The organism is Spirosoma luteum DSM 19990 (assembly GCF_000374065.1).
Classification (GTDB): Bacteria; Bacteroidota; Bacteroidia; order Cytophagales; family Spirosomataceae; genus Spirosoma; species Spirosoma luteum.
On the sequence record NZ_KB893251.1, the window covers coordinates 66,940 to 79,230 of the forward strand.

The following is a 12,291-nucleotide window of genomic DNA, read 5'->3' on the forward strand; positions in this document are numbered from 1 at the left end:
GTTTAGCGTCACTTAATTCCGCTTTTGCCAAGTCCCGTATTTTTCCAGCAGGTCCGGTACCCGGCGGATGTCGCAGCCGAAAACAAAAATCCGGCTCCGTTTGTCGTGCAGGCCACCGTATGGAATTTCATCTTTCCACCAGGCAATTTCTCTTGTTTTAAGCTCCGTCAACAGCTCCTGTTCCAGGGCATTGTCGTTCAGGAAGCCAATCAGGTGCCGGTTCGCCGTTTTATCGCTCGTTATCTTCCCGAAGGCAAAGGCAACGGCTTGTGATTCGGTCTCGAAATGCTGAATGGTGTATTGCTTTCCCCGTTCGGTGTAAAACCAGGCGTATCCGTTTTCTTCCGTGCTTAAACCGTAGCCTTCGTGGATATTCCGGCTCCCGATGGCGTAGCTGTCCGGGTAGCAGTGCGCGGTCATCCACTCGTCAAGTTCCTGTATGGTCGATGGTTCCATCGTTACTATTGTCGTTACTCCTGACTTTGGTTCAGGATTTCGTTGATGAGCCAGCGTCCATTTTGCCGCACCAGCCGAAATTCGTAGGTATTCAGCAGGGTAAACCCCACGGTAGCTTTGTTATTACTAATCACAACTTTGCCCATTTTTAGTGATTTGAGCGCTGCAAACTGCATATCTACGTCCTGATTCAGCATCACCAAATCGTAGTCGAATCCCGTAGGTGGCCCTTCAGACTGCGGACTTTGGCGGAAGCCTGCCTGCCGTTCCTTAAAAAACGTTCGCCATTGGTTCAGGTACGCATCAGTCAGCAGCTGGCTACTTTTCAGGTACCTCAGGTACCGCTCCCCGTTCTTCAGATTCACCGAATACGGTTTCCCTGCCGCCTGATTGACCAGCGAAATCTGGTTCGCTTCGTGCATATGGTTCTTGTACCAGGTCAGAAAACGGACAACCGTCTGCCGGGCCTGCTGCGCATCCGGAGAAACATCCCTGTTGGTAACCGCATCGAATTTAGTATTGGCCATGACTTCAGTCGGGCTATTCAAACCAAACCCGTTTAGGGAGGCCCACGTTAGAGCGGCACACGTTAGGGCCGCCCACGTCAGAGCTATCAAAAGCGATTTCATCAGTGCCGGTTATAATTATACGTCGAACGGCAGGTCGTACTCCCGGCTGATGACTTTTGAACTGCGGGTTTTCACCGATACTTTCGCTTTGAGGGGCGACCCCACCAGCAGATAGTTTTTCACGAACTGATCTTCGTGTACCAGCCAGGATTTATCTTCGATTAGGTACTCTTCGACACCCGCTTTGGTGGCCTGATACGCCCAGCGCTCCACGATGCCGGGTTCAAAGTTTACGATAGTGCCCATGCACAGCACCTGAATGCCGGGCAGCGACTGGTTGCCCAATTCAGGGCAGCTTAGGACGGTGACAGTCAGGGAGGAGCCATCTTCGAGGTCTTTGACGGACCATTCGTCGAGGATTGTTTTTTCGGTAGTCATACGGGTAAAATGGATAAGGTGATTTTATGTATCAAGCAGATAAATTGGCTTTAGGCTCACCCGCCAAGGGCTTTTCCAGAACCTATGTTGAACGTCCATATAATCCACAGCGCGATCATAAAGAGCGCGAAGAGAATGAGTATCCATGTCAACACGGGTAGAAAGGGCCAGTGAGAAAGCAGGAACAGCGTGGCCACACCGCCCATCAGGGCCAGAACCGTCCAGCCTATGAACACGAAACCCACAAACCCCAGGGTAAGGCCAACATTGCGGCTGTCATCGTAGCTGGCTGCTCTACTCAAAAAATAGATTAACCCCACTACGCCCACTAAGCTGGCAAAGACAATGCGCCCCAGAAACCAACTTTGGCTACCTGGTGCCCAGAATAAGGGCACAAACGCGAGCATGACGCCCACCGAAGGCAGAAACAATTTCATCAGAACCAGGGTGCCACGACCTGCGCCGGTAAGCGGTTGATTGGCAGACACAACTATCCCGGCCATAGCCAGCAGTAGTAGCCAGACCAGTTCAGGCCCGAGTAGAAGAGCAGCCGTGCGATTCATAAATAAAATGGACAGGAGCTGTGATCAAAAGGGTTTGTAGTTCTTCACGCCTTCCTGAAGTGATGCCAGCCGGTCTCTGATTTGGCCATCGAGAGCCGCGTAAATCACCCTGAGATCAGCTTCGTTTTTCTGGCAGTAGGTTTCAATTGGCGTTGCTTTGCCGCCGTTCTCCAGCACGTCAAGCTGGGTGATAGTTGCCCGGTATTTCCGGTTCGTACACTCGATAATAAAACTGTACTGAAACGTATATACACCACCGGCCGAATGCTCCGAACGGGGCAGAGTAACCACCTGCGATACGCGCCCGACCAGGTCGCCGGTTTCTTTGTCGCTCAGGGAGAACGTGTCGCCGGGTGCGTGACAGGACTGCGCGGCCCACAGCCGGGCGCGCCGGAACAGATCCGCCTGCGAAACAGCCCCGCAGTCGGCCACTTCGGAATAGCTTAGTTTCTGGTTCACTACGGGCAGGATGCCGTAAAGTTTTCCGTTGGTGATGGCTGGTGGACAATCCACAACGCCGTAACTGGGATTTATCAGGAAGGCCATTAACAGACCGATTAAAAAAAAGCGCATGGCGTTTGGATGGTTTATGATTCGTGTTTTGCCAACAGGGCGAATTGATGGTACGAAGGTGGGTCTGGCGACCCTGTTCCGCAATTATTTAAGGTCGAGTCGTGGCATTTCAGTAGATCAATCGTAACGGGATGGCTACGAATCGTTTGGCGGTTATCGCGTTTCCTGACCCGCAATCAGTCGGGGTCCATCTCGGCAAATGCGTCCTGGAAACGGCCTTCGCGTAACTCTCTGTCAAACTGATCGCCGATAGTTTTGAGCAGAACCTGGTCCGTACTTTCCAGGCCCAGGCTTTTATAATCACCACGAACGTATAGGTTGAACACGGACCCGTTCAGGGTGAATTTAGCACTGACCATACCTTCGTACCGGTTTATTGTTGGCTCGATGGCTGGGTACTGTTTTTTTGCCCAGTTCATGAAGTGATCAAACATACCGGGCAGCACCGGTTTCAGTTCGTAGCGGATTGGCTGATTCTCACCCGGATACTGGTCCCACTTGCCATGCCAGGCCGGGTGTTGCGTGTAAGGATGTAGGCTCAGTACTTCCTTACCCTGCCTGTCAGTTGTCCAGTCGAAGTACGTGGCAAACCAATCGTAGGTGGCATCGCTCATCCAGATAAAGTGGGTAGCCGACGCACGGAAAGGAACGACGTAGGTATGGTTCTTCACGAAGTCAACGGCAAGCAGGGCATACTCGAGCCGATTGCTCTGCTGGTTTGGCCGTGAGCCGAGAAACACGAGTTGCGTCTTGCCGGGCGAGAAGCTAACCAGTTGGGAACCACTAACCCGGACAAAACCGTCTGATTGCTGTATCACGACTTCACTAATCAGATCGAAGGGGTGATTCGTTAGGTTGTGTACATCCAGCACACTCCGGTCATTGACCAGCAGGTAGCGCCCACCCGACAAAAACCGGGACGAGCCGGAGTTATCCATCGGGGTTCGGGTCTGCTCTCTGCCGGGTTGCCCGTGGTCACTATCAAGCCACTGGTAGCTGCTCAACTCGCCACCTGCGGTAGTGACGGTGGTTACGCGTGCCTGACCCGCACCGGCAGACCGGTTGTCGTCGGTAATCAGGTAGATGCTGTTGCCGGTAGCCAGGATAGCGGTTCTGGGAGCATCGCCCAGAAACCGGGCCTCCCAGATTTGCGCTTTTTTGCCTTCAGTGGTGGTCAACGCCACGCGCTTACCCTGGTAGTTGACCTTGAAGTAGGAGGTCGCGTGGCTACCGATCAGTTTGCCGTTGGCATTGCTATTATACAGGTTTAGGCGGTAATCCCGCTCAAGGGTATAGCCGATGGTAAATGGGCCGCGGGTAACCTGATTCTGAGCGTCTGACGAACAGCCCAACAAGGCAAGAAAGCTGGTCAATGTCACCATAGTACGTAGTTGAAACAGGGATGTCGGTCTAAAACTCATTGCTTCAGTAATTTCAGCGTCTGATTCCGGCTGGCACTCTCTGCCCGCAGTAGTAGCATACCGGCCCCCTGATCCGCCACATCGAACACCTCCCGGTGAGCTAACGTCGCGGGAGTCACCATCCGACGCTCCACAACCCAACCCGTCGGGCTAATTAGGGACAAGATTACCGGCTGACCCGTTGCGTCTGCCAGTTCAACGACTATCTCGCTCGTGACGGGGTTGCCCAGCGACCGCAGGGTCCAGGCGTTGACTCCCGGTTCGGCTCCTAGCCGGGCGTTACCCGTGCAGCCAGCCAGCCAGTCATAGACAAAACTAACTTCGCCCGGCGTACCACTTTGCGTCGCCTTAAGGGTAATGACTGGGTTGTCAATATACATCGACAGCGTGTAAGGGCCGGGGTTGGTGGTAGGTACCATTTCGTTGACCACCGAGAAGCTGATGGGCTGACCGTTCTGACCGTTGTATGTTGGGGTAAAACTAAGCGAGCGCTGGGTAGCCGAGATCATCTGGCAACTCACCGTGCTGATGCCCGTAATGGCAAAGTTGCCCGAAGGCGGTGGCGGTGGTGGCGGTGAGCCAGCTCCACAAACGGCCAGCCAGTTGTAGACGAAACTAACTTCACCGGCGGTTCCCGTCTGGGTAGCCTTAAGGGTGATAATTGGGTTGTCGGTGTACATCGACAGCGTATAAGGGCCGGGGTTAGTGGTAGATAACATTTCGTTGACCACCGAGAAACTGATGGGCTGGCCGGTTGTCCCGGCATAGATCGGCGTGAAGGTCAATGTCCGCTGACCCGCCGTGACCGTCGTGCAGTTGACTGTCGTTACGTTTGTGATAGCGAAGCCAGCAGCAGGCGGGGGCGGTGGGTTGACCACAGCGGTGTTGATGGTGAGCAGGAACGTAGTATTGACCGACAGATTGCCCGCCCGGATCAGTCGCTGTAACGGTGACGGTGAAGGGTGAGCCTAACGCCGTAGTGGGTATACCATTGATGTTAATTGGTCCGGTAAAGACCAGTCCAGCAGGTAAGCCGTTCACTGAATAGGTCAGGTTATTGGGCGTTTCCGCGTCAGTGAAGCTATTCATCGGTATGTCATAGCTGAAGTTTTGATTTACCGTACCCACCTGAGCCGGGATGACGTTAGCCACCGTGGGGGGCGTGTTTGGTTGCTGACTTGGGCAATTCAAAAGTATGGAGACGGTTTTTGCGATGTAGTTAGCCATAGTCAGATCAGGCCTGCCATCTCCGTTGAAGTCGCCCGCCACCATCGATAGGCCACCCGCGTCTACCGTAAAAAAGGTCTCTGGTCCGAAGCTTCCATTACCGATACCCGGCAACACCGAAACCTGGCCACCAGCATATACAACCGCAATATCGAGCTTGCCGTCAGTATCAAAGTCACCTACCACCGGTGAATTGGGATAGCCAACTAAACTGAAATTAGTAGTACTACCAAAACTCCCGGTGCCAGTACCTAATAGCACTGAAACTGTTTTTGTGTTGGAACTAGCCGTAGCCAGATCAGGCCTGCCATCCCCGTTAAAGTCGCCCAGGGCTACGGAATAGGTAACACCACCCGTATTGACGTCAGACGCAGGCCCGAAGCCTCCACTGCCGTTGTTCAACAGTATAGATAGCTTATCGGTGTTTTGATTCGAAGTTGCAAGGTCGGGCTTGCCATCGCCATTAAGGTCACCCATCGTTATCGACGTGGGCTGATGACCCACACTAAAGCTGGTTTGGTTACCGAAGCCACCGCTGCCATTGCCCGGCATCACTGTAACCGTACCATTACTGTAGGTGCCAGTTACCAGATCAAGCTTACCGTCCCCGTTAACGTCACCTGCGGCCACTGATAAAGGAATACCAGGCACACTAATGCTGGAGGTAGTAAATCCCCCGTTGCCATCACCCAGCAATACCGAAACCGTGTTGCTGGCGTTAGCGGTAGCTAGATCGAGCTTGCCATCACCATTGAAATCACCCACCGCTGCCGAACGGGGCGAATTACCCACACTGAAATTAATGGCCGCTCCAAAGCCGCCACTGCCGTTGTTAAGTAGTAGCGAAATGGTATTGGCATCCGTATTTACTGTAACCAGATCAGGCTTACCATCGGTATTGAAATCGCCCTTTACCACCGAATAAGGAGTACTACCTACGGCAAAGTTGGTGGCTGAATTGAAACACTGACCCCAACTCACGGTAATTAATGAAGTCAGGAGAAAACCTAACCACAAGCCGCAACGGACACTGGTCAGAATGGGCTTAGCTATACGAAGTCGATCCCACAAGTTAGCCGGATGCATGAGTAGAGAATAGAACATAAAGATTAACTGGTTAAAAAGTGAACGATTGGATTACTGACGATGCGAACGTAGCGTAGGGATAGCTTTTCAACAATTATTTCCGTACGAGTGGCCGGGTTGGGCCAGTCAATCGCAGACCACACGCGATGAACCGTTGGCTAGCATCTTGGCGGGAAAGCAGTCAATTGGGATGGGGAGACCTTACGATGCTGGAGAGACGACACCACCCGGCTTCTACAGGCCAGTAGTATAAGCAGCAAGGCTAACGATAGACTATATACGTGATCGGTATGAACCAGCTACATGAGCGAACTCAACACATCTGATGCATAGGGCAACCTGATTTAGGCACCGGTACGGCGGGCGTTTCGGTCTTAGCTTCGTACAGGGCAGCTTCAATGCCAATCATCAGGCTGGCTAACTGCCCGTAGGCGGCTGCCCAGGCATCCAGCAGCTGGGGCGTAGCCGCTTCCCCCAGCACCTCGCTAATGGAAGCCAGTAACTGCTCGCCAACGATGGGATAGTGCTCCGGGCGAATGTTCAGGCTGGTATGTTTATGACCAATGCGGGTCAGCGCTGGCTCCAGCACCGATGGATTGTCGATGTGCTGAGCATAAGCCAGTACTGCAGCCGCTAACGCTATGGGTTGCCGACCGCTTTCCTGATTGGCCATGTCGAAGACGGTTTTCAGGTTGGGATAATGGGTGAACAAACGCTGGTAGAAGTGCGTCGTTAGCAATACCCCGTGTTCTTTTAGCGCAGGAATGGTGGCTTTGATGAGTTGTTTTTGGTCGGTAGTCATGTTGTTAATTAGTTTTTTGTAAATGGATTTTGTTTATAAGCTATTGATTGCCAGCTTTCCCAGCCAGCCTATTCCCACTACCGCTATGCCCCAAATCAGGCCGTTAATCAAAACGACGAGGGCGGCACCGGCAAACGAGAACAGGCCTGGTTTTTCATTGTCGAGGGGGAAGGACAGCAGAAATTCAGCTACTTTTTGCCAGGGTTTGGGCTTGCCGAAATAAACGAGAAACGGAAGCGAAGCCAGCAGCAGCAGAGCATAGAGCCCGGCGAAACCCGCCACCTGCAACGCGAATCGGGTCAGCATGGGTTGGGCGGAGATGTGGTCGTATCCGTCCGTTTTCGGTATTCAATCCATTGGGTGCCAAAGATGGTACTTACCAGGGCCAGCGAAGCCCCCAGCATGTCGCCGTGATGCAGGTGCAGGGCCACCGTTTGCAGTTTGGATAGAAAACCGACAGCCAGAACCCCGAAGAGTAGGGTCGCCAGTTTGCAGAGGAGTAGTTTCATGAGTGGTAGTAGTAGATGAGCAAAAAGTGGGTGAATGTGAATCGACTTACTCTTTCTTTGACACTTCCTGATTGTCTCTGGTATTTTTCTGAACGGCAATGGCTCCGAACAAACCCATCAGGAAGGAAAAAGCATAAAAGCCTTTTTCACTCGGCAGCAGCGTGGCGTTCCACAAGCCAACCGTCAGTAGCGTAATAGACAGGATGGTGGACAGCCAGCAGATGCCGTAATACATGTCCGTTACGGGAAGGCCCTCTAACCGGTCGCGCACACTTTTCTGGACCGATACCACGGCGAAAATGCCGAACATGAGGATGGTGAAGTAAAACCCCTTTTCATTCAGGAGCATGTCGGACCGCCACAGGCCAGTCAGATAGCCCAGCATACCCACTCCGAGAGCTAGCCAAGACGCGCCAACGAAGGCGGCAGATGTTTTTTGATGCATGATAATTGGGTGATAAAAGGATGTAGAAACGATTACGAAACAAATATGCCGTTGACAACACCCACGTTTCAAAAATTCCGTCCTGAACAGTCGCGATTGAGCGATGAACCGTAGGTAATTGACCGCGAGTCGTTTTAAAAAAAACCAGGTTCAAAACAGCAGGCGATTAGCCCGGTGACCACTAACCAGAAAGCCCTCCGTCGTTTGCGACGGAGGGCTTTTGAAAGAGTCGTATTCCAGGCTGCAACGCTGGCAGTTATCATTACCAATCCAGGCGACTGCTATATGTCTGCTACGTCGGAAAACGGGTTAAAACGTTGGCAACGTATCGGCGGCTTCGTATTCATACGCCTTGGTATCCAGCGTAATTCCGGTTAAATCGTTAACGCTCGTTCTGTTGGTCACGTAGCCATTCGCGTCCAGTGTGTAAGTGAATGTAGTGTTCTGGGTCACCTGATTGGTCAGTAGATTCTTCCGGGTAACGCGCTTCACCAGATGACTGCTGGCCGTTCCGAAAACAGCCAGATACGTATCTGAAAGCAGCCCCCACCATTTGAAGTTTAACTGGGCATTGAGCGGATAACTGTCCGGCAAAAGAGTGACCGCATTCGGCAGTTTATAGGCGAAGGTGAACTCTTCCTGCGCTGTGCCCCCCTTTTGCAGGATTACCAAACTTAGATCACCGTCTGCATTGTAGGTATATTGGTACAGTAACGAGTTGGCGTTATCTGCCCAGGTTTTTAACCGGCCCTGCGAATCGTAGGTGTATGAATAGTTGTACATGTACTTTATTTTGGTCGTACTGCCATTGGGGTAGGTATACGCTCGGTACTGGAAGCAGCGGCCGGTGGCATCGAGCACGTACGTTTCTTCTGAATACACTTTGTTTTCGCTGGTCATCGTCGCCTTAACCGAATGGCTGTCATATGTATAGTCCGTGCGCTCGCTGGTGTTGCCCGGTACGTCCAGGCCATAAATTACGCGCTTTAAACGACCGTCCGGGTAGTAGCAAACGGTCTGCGGTCCGTCTTTTACGAGGGTAAATTTGGGAAGATTGATCGGAATGATGTCGTTTATGGTTTGCTTAGCTACTGCTGAAGGCTGGTCGGGATTGACCAGATTTTCGGTCTGGCAGGAAATGGAGCCGATGGCTACGGCAAGTGCAATTTTGGGAAATAACGTGTTCATTGAAATTGGTTGTTTTGATCGATTGGTGGAGTTGTTTTTGATTCGTAAGGAGTGGTTAGCTAAGACGCTTCAGGCTTAGTTGCCCAACGTCAGAAACCGTTCCTGGATAGCCGGGGCAGGAGCCGAAGTCTGCAATTGAATCGACTTAACGATGACGTCTTTACCCTGTTTGATGCGCAGTGTGTACACGCCGTCTTTCAGTTGGTTCATGTCAAAAACCTGACTGAACCGATCCCCTTTTTTTGGTAAGTGGTCTTGGTAGAGTACTTCGCCCGTTGGAGTCAGCAGTTGCACAGAGACAAACGCGTTTGGTTGTTTTTTAACCTCTAAACAGATTTTGTTGGCCTGACTGATTGGGTAAACCAAAACCATAATTTGGTCGGGCGGGGTGGCCGTTTGGGCGAAGGTGGCCGAACCGGCCAGGGCGAAGGCGCCTGCCAGCAGACTCTTGAAAAATGAATGGTGTAACATAATTTTGATGGTGTTTAAAATGTTGTTTACTGTTCGTTTTTTTGCCTACTCGTTTTCAGGTTTTCGGCGTCCCCTGCTGTATTGTGCTGTAAAGGTGAGGGGTGTGCCGGGGAGCATCAAAAGTTTCGCCCCCAGTGGCGGTAATCCGGGCGTTGAATCGTAGTCGAATGGTGATGAGCCGTTTACGGAATTAATCCGATGCCCGTCATTCCGAACAACGGGGCAACAAAAAAGCCCTCCACACCAACGGCGAAGGGCTTCAGCTAACCAGACTGACTCAGTTGGTCTTTATTCTTCCTGTAGCATAGCGTGGGTGAGCGCATCATAACAGGCAATCCAGGCTTGTTGCACATCGGCGTTCCAGTCGGCCCCCAGTCCTCGTTCCAAGGTCCACAGCAGCGCATCTTTAACGTCCTCGTAGTGGTGAGGCTGCACGCCATACCCGGCGTGGCTCCGGGCCATGGCACCGATCTCCTGCGCTATGGTATCAGGCCGGTCTATACGGGCCACAATGATACTCAGCATGTCGATGAACTTCTGGTACTGGTTCGCCATGGGTCCTTTAAACATGGGACGCAGCATCGGGTATTTAAAAAATAATCGTCCGTAAAAAACATCACCCAGCACCGCCGGGTCAACCTCGCGGAGCAATTTCCAGGTCTGTTTGACGAGTTGAATTTGTTGGTTCGTCATCGGAACAGGTACCATAAGCTGTATAACGCTGGCAGGCAGATAAAGGAACAGGGAACGGGTTATGAAACCTATTTCCCCACATAAGCCGTACTTTTTAAGGTGTCAATCGTTTTCCCACCAGTATGATTGATAAACGCCAGTTCAACCTACGCTAACTATAGCGAGCTACCGGCAAGGCCCGGAAACTCATCAAACCTATAAGACTACGACCAATATGTATAGACGGATAGGCTCAGCGCGCCACCGCGTTTGACTCGACGTTGACGGTTTTGCCCAATCTAAAGAACCTAAAAGCCAGGTAGCGACTGATCTCGGTTCAGGGCAGCTAAGGACGGTGACAGTCAGGGAGGAGCCATCTTCGAGGTCGTTGACGGACCATTCAGCGAGGATTGTTTTTCGTTAGCCATGAGCGTGTGGTTGCTGCGAATGTCTTCTGCACCGGTTTTTAGATTCGGGATACCTCCGGTACATCATCCAGCCGATTGTACACCGGTAGGCCGCGTTCGGTAGCCAGCCGAACGTCTTCGTCAGCCCCCCTAGACTCGCCGGGGAGCCGTAGTATGGCATCGCACCGGTTCAGCAGATGGTGCGCGACAGGATACAAAATTTCCTGCCACGCTGCGTAGCCGGGTGTTTTGCCACCCGCCAGGTGCCAGAGCGGGAGGGCGACCCATTCGCCGATCATGGGCAGGTGGCCCGCCCGAAACAAGGATAAAGATACGGCTTCGAGCCGATGAAGGTTTTTGGCCATCAGAGCCGGGTCGTCGTTAGTGCCGGAGCGATAGGGCCCGGCCACCAGAATCATCATGGTATCTATGCGTTAACGGGTGAGTGAATTGCTTAGTTTTTTGTTATTATTGGTCCTCTTATCGCCATAAAACAGGTTAGAGCGGGTGGCAGCCGGTATCAGTTTGTTTTGTCGGTAACTCAGCAGCAGCAGAACAACCGTGACTGCCAGACAAAACAGTGTTGCCTGGATGGACCCCTCCGGTCCGAATTTTCCACCGGTAAGCCAGTCGGCTCCGTCAATCTTTGTCGTTAATAAAGCCTTGCCCACTGCATTTCCCGACACACTTGCCCCGAAAATTCCGGTTTCAGTGAAGTTCCAGGCAAAGTGAATAGCGATAGGGAACCATAAACTTCGGGAGTAGATGTAGGCAGAACCCAGCAAGAGCCCGGCTTGTATGGCAAGCCCCAGCGCAGCAATCAGGGAGCTATTCGGATTGGCCAGATGCATAGCACCGAAGATTAATGCCGAAAGGAGCAGAGCCACGTAACTCCCCCATCTTTTCTCCAGAAGGCGGAATATGATTCCGCGAACGATAATTTCCTCAAAAACGGCCGCGACAAAAGCGCCCGCCAGGGAGGGAACTGCGAATAGAAGGGAATTAACGGCAATGATCCGAAAGCCTCCGGCCAGGTAGATTACCCCAATCGTCAGGGATTGCAAAACCACTCCTAACGTAACTCCGGCAATTAACCACCCGCTCATTCCGGTTAACGACAGTTCGGAGATAGCTCTTTTTTCGTAAAACCTGAACCATAGTATGTAGCTGCCAACGATTAACAGGGCGGCAACCATACCGTTGATCAGAGTTTTAGCGTCCTTGTCAAGAGCCGTTAACTTAAGCAGTTGGATAACGCTTACCTGTCCAATGGCCACGATTCCACAGCAAATGATAATGCCAAGCAGAATTTGTGACAGGGGAAAGTGCAGGATTCGGTAGCTACGGTCTTTAATTTCCATGGTATAGTTTTTTACGTGTAATGGTAGTAGCCAACTTAACAGAGCAGGCAAACCGATCAGGTATCAACATGGAAGTGGCTGGTTTTGAAAGGTATAGGCCACA

17 protein-coding genes are annotated in these 12,291 nt (G+C 52.1%); all 17 read right to left on the bottom strand.

Annotated features, from left to right (window positions below; all coding sequences use genetic code 11):
- Positions 1-12: 12 nt before the first annotated feature.
- On the bottom strand, positions 13-456 hold the full coding sequence (locus B156_RS0109865) for a hypothetical protein (protein WP_018619527.1): 444 nt from the start codon (positions 454-456) through the stop codon (positions 13-15).
- A gap of 14 nt (positions 457-470) precedes the next feature.
- Entirely contained in the window at positions 471-983 is a 513-nt protein-coding gene (locus B156_RS0109870) for a hypothetical protein (RefSeq protein ID WP_018619528.1), read from the bottom strand.
- A 117-nt stretch (positions 984-1,100) separates the two neighbouring features.
- A complete protein-coding gene (locus tag B156_RS0109875) occupies positions 1,101-1,463 on the bottom strand; it encodes a hypothetical protein (protein WP_018619529.1) in 363 nt (120 codons plus the stop codon).
- Between the two features lie 56 nt (positions 1,464-1,519).
- A complete protein-coding gene (locus tag B156_RS0109880) occupies positions 1,520-2,026 on the bottom strand; it encodes a hypothetical protein (RefSeq protein ID WP_018619530.1) in 507 nt (168 codons plus the stop codon).
- Positions 2,027-2,050: 24 nt separating this feature from the next.
- A complete protein-coding gene (locus B156_RS0109885; protein ID WP_018619531.1) occupies positions 2,051-2,599 on the bottom strand; it encodes a DUF4468 domain-containing protein in 549 nt (182 codons plus the stop codon).
- A 176-nt stretch (positions 2,600-2,775) separates the two neighbouring features.
- Positions 2,776-3,981, bottom strand: coding sequence for a hypothetical protein (locus B156_RS0109890; RefSeq protein ID WP_018619532.1), 1,206 nt, complete (start codon positions 3,979-3,981; stop codon positions 2,776-2,778).
- 35 nt (positions 3,982-4,016) lie between these two features.
- Positions 4,017-4,739 (bottom strand): hypothetical protein, encoded by a 723-nt coding sequence (locus B156_RS31910; RefSeq protein WP_018619533.1) that lies wholly within the window; start codon positions 4,737-4,739, stop codon positions 4,017-4,019.
- Positions 4,723-6,351, bottom strand: a complete 1,629-nt coding sequence (locus B156_RS31915) for an FG-GAP-like repeat-containing protein (protein ID WP_084757695.1) — start codon at positions 6,349-6,351, stop codon at positions 4,723-4,725. Before B156_RS31915 ends, B156_RS31910 begins: the two co-directional genes overlap by 17 nt.
- A 295-nt stretch (positions 6,352-6,646) precedes the next feature.
- Positions 6,647-7,135 (bottom strand): globin domain-containing protein, encoded by a 489-nt coding sequence (locus B156_RS0109905; protein WP_018619535.1) that lies wholly within the window; start codon positions 7,133-7,135, stop codon positions 6,647-6,649.
- Positions 7,136-7,168: 33 nt separating this feature from the next.
- The gene (locus tag B156_RS0109910) at positions 7,169-7,441 is read right to left on the bottom strand and encodes a hypothetical protein (RefSeq protein WP_018619536.1); all 273 of its coding nucleotides are present in this window, start codon (positions 7,439-7,441) and stop codon (positions 7,169-7,171) included.
- On the bottom strand, positions 7,435-7,644 hold the full coding sequence (locus B156_RS0109915) for a hypothetical protein (RefSeq protein ID WP_018619537.1): 210 nt from the start codon (positions 7,642-7,644) through the stop codon (positions 7,435-7,437). Before B156_RS0109915 ends, B156_RS0109910 begins: the two co-directional genes overlap by 7 nt.
- A 46-nt stretch (positions 7,645-7,690) precedes the next feature.
- Entirely contained in the window at positions 7,691-8,089 is a 399-nt protein-coding gene (gene yiaA / locus B156_RS0109920) for an inner membrane protein YiaA (RefSeq protein ID WP_018619538.1), read from the bottom strand.
- A 309-nt stretch (positions 8,090-8,398) separates the two neighbouring features.
- Positions 8,399-9,277, bottom strand: a complete 879-nt coding sequence (locus B156_RS0109925) for a DUF4595 domain-containing protein (protein ID WP_018619539.1) — start codon at positions 9,275-9,277, stop codon at positions 8,399-8,401.
- Between the two features lie 75 nt (positions 9,278-9,352).
- Positions 9,353-9,748 carry a hypothetical protein gene (locus B156_RS0109930; RefSeq protein ID WP_018619540.1) on the bottom strand — a complete coding sequence of 132 codons (396 nt, stop codon included), beginning with the start codon at positions 9,746-9,748 and terminating at the stop codon, positions 9,353-9,355.
- A 288-nt stretch (positions 9,749-10,036) separates the two neighbouring features.
- Positions 10,037-10,441 (bottom strand): globin domain-containing protein, encoded by a 405-nt coding sequence (locus tag B156_RS0109940; RefSeq protein WP_018619542.1) that lies wholly within the window; start codon positions 10,439-10,441, stop codon positions 10,037-10,039.
- A 445-nt stretch (positions 10,442-10,886) separates the two neighbouring features.
- Positions 10,887-11,249, bottom strand: a complete 363-nt coding sequence (locus B156_RS0109945; protein WP_018619543.1) for a hypothetical protein — start codon at positions 11,247-11,249, stop codon at positions 10,887-10,889.
- 12 nt (positions 11,250-11,261) lie between these two features.
- Positions 11,262-12,188, bottom strand: a complete 927-nt coding sequence (locus B156_RS0109950) for a CPBP family intramembrane glutamic endopeptidase (RefSeq protein WP_018619544.1) — start codon at positions 12,186-12,188, stop codon at positions 11,262-11,264.
- Positions 12,189-12,291: the final 103 nt, after the last annotated feature.

Coding starts and splice junctions, on each gene's coding strand:
- B156_RS0109865 (WP_018619527.1), bottom strand. CDS start 456: ATGGAACCATCGACCATACAGGAACTTGACGAGTGGATGACCGCGCAC.
- B156_RS0109870 (WP_018619528.1), bottom strand. CDS start 983: ATGGCCAATACTAAATTCGATGCGGTTACCAACAGGGATGTTTCTCCG.
- B156_RS0109875 (WP_018619529.1), bottom strand. CDS start 1,463: ATGACTACCGAAAAAACAATCCTCGACGAATGGTCCGTCAAAGACCTC.
- B156_RS0109880 (WP_018619530.1), bottom strand. CDS start 2,026: ATGAATCGCACGGCTGCTCTTCTACTCGGGCCTGAACTGGTCTGGCTA.
- B156_RS0109885 (WP_018619531.1), bottom strand. CDS start 2,599: ATGCGCTTTTTTTTAATCGGTCTGTTAATGGCCTTCCTGATAAATCCC.
- B156_RS0109890 (WP_018619532.1), bottom strand. CDS start 3,981: ATGGTGACATTGACCAGCTTTCTTGCCTTGTTGGGCTGTTCGTCAGAC.
- B156_RS31910 (WP_018619533.1), bottom strand. CDS start 4,739: ATGTTATCTACCACTAACCCCGGCCCTTATACGCTGTCGATGTACACC.
- B156_RS31915 (WP_084757695.1), bottom strand. CDS start 6,351: ATGTTCTATTCTCTACTCATGCATCCGGCTAACTTGTGGGATCGACTT.
- B156_RS0109905 (WP_018619535.1), bottom strand. CDS start 7,135: ATGACTACCGACCAAAAACAACTCATCAAAGCCACCATTCCTGCGCTA.
- B156_RS0109910 (WP_018619536.1), bottom strand. CDS start 7,441: ATGCTGACCCGATTCGCGTTGCAGGTGGCGGGTTTCGCCGGGCTCTAT.
- B156_RS0109915 (WP_018619537.1), bottom strand. CDS start 7,644: ATGAAACTACTCCTCTGCAAACTGGCGACCCTACTCTTCGGGGTTCTG.
- yiaA (WP_018619538.1), bottom strand. CDS start 8,089: ATGCATCAAAAAACATCTGCCGCCTTCGTTGGCGCGTCTTGGCTAGCT.
- B156_RS0109925 (WP_018619539.1), bottom strand. CDS start 9,277: ATGAACACGTTATTTCCCAAAATTGCACTTGCCGTAGCCATCGGCTCC.
- B156_RS0109930 (WP_018619540.1), bottom strand. CDS start 9,748: ATGTTACACCATTCATTTTTCAAGAGTCTGCTGGCAGGCGCCTTCGCC.
- B156_RS0109940 (WP_018619542.1), bottom strand. CDS start 10,441: ATGACGAACCAACAAATTCAACTCGTCAAACAGACCTGGAAATTGCTC.
- B156_RS0109945 (WP_018619543.1), bottom strand. CDS start 11,249: ATGATGATTCTGGTGGCCGGGCCCTATCGCTCCGGCACTAACGACGAC.
- B156_RS0109950 (WP_018619544.1), bottom strand. CDS start 12,188: ATGGAAATTAAAGACCGTAGCTACCGAATCCTGCACTTTCCCCTGTCA.